Source organism: Adlercreutzia equolifaciens (assembly GCF_029076695.1).
In the GTDB taxonomy this organism is placed as follows: domain Bacteria; phylum Actinomycetota; class Coriobacteriia; order Coriobacteriales; family Eggerthellaceae; genus Adlercreutzia; species Adlercreutzia equolifaciens_A.
Map to the genome: position 1 here is coordinate 1 of NZ_JARFIK010000033.1, position 452 is coordinate 452.

General features: G+C 67.3%; 1 protein-coding gene. It reads left to right on the forward strand.

Annotation, left to right across the window (positions count from 1 at the left end; genetic code table 11):
- Positions 1-452 (forward strand): molybdopterin-dependent oxidoreductase (locus PZH32_RS11315; protein ID WP_275208356.1); only part of this gene is annotated, 452 nt, incomplete at both ends.

Genomic DNA, 452 nt, shown 5'->3' on the forward strand with positions numbered 1-452 from the left:
GAGGTCAGCTACGTGCGCACCACCTGCCCTCACTGCGCCACGGGCTGCCAGTACGACTTGGTGGTGAAGGACGGCCGCAGTGTGGACACGCGGGCGGTCGACGGACCCTCTAACGGAGGCCGCCTCTGCGTGAAGGGCCGTTCGGGCAGCTTCGACTTCGTGCAGGCCCCCGACCGTTTGACTACGCCGCTGGTGCGCAACCAGGCCACCGGGGAGCTGGAGCCCACGGATTGGGACACGGCGCTGGACTATGTGGCCGAGCGCTTCCAGCAGCTTATCGGTCAGACGGGACCGGAGTCGGTGGCGGCCTTCGCCTGTTCGCGATCGGCCAACGAGGACATCTATATGCTACAGAAGATGGCGCGCTGCGCCTTCGGCACGAACAACGTGGATAACTGCGCCCGCGTGTGCCATGCCCCCACGGTGGCCGGCCTGGCCACCACCTTGGGCTC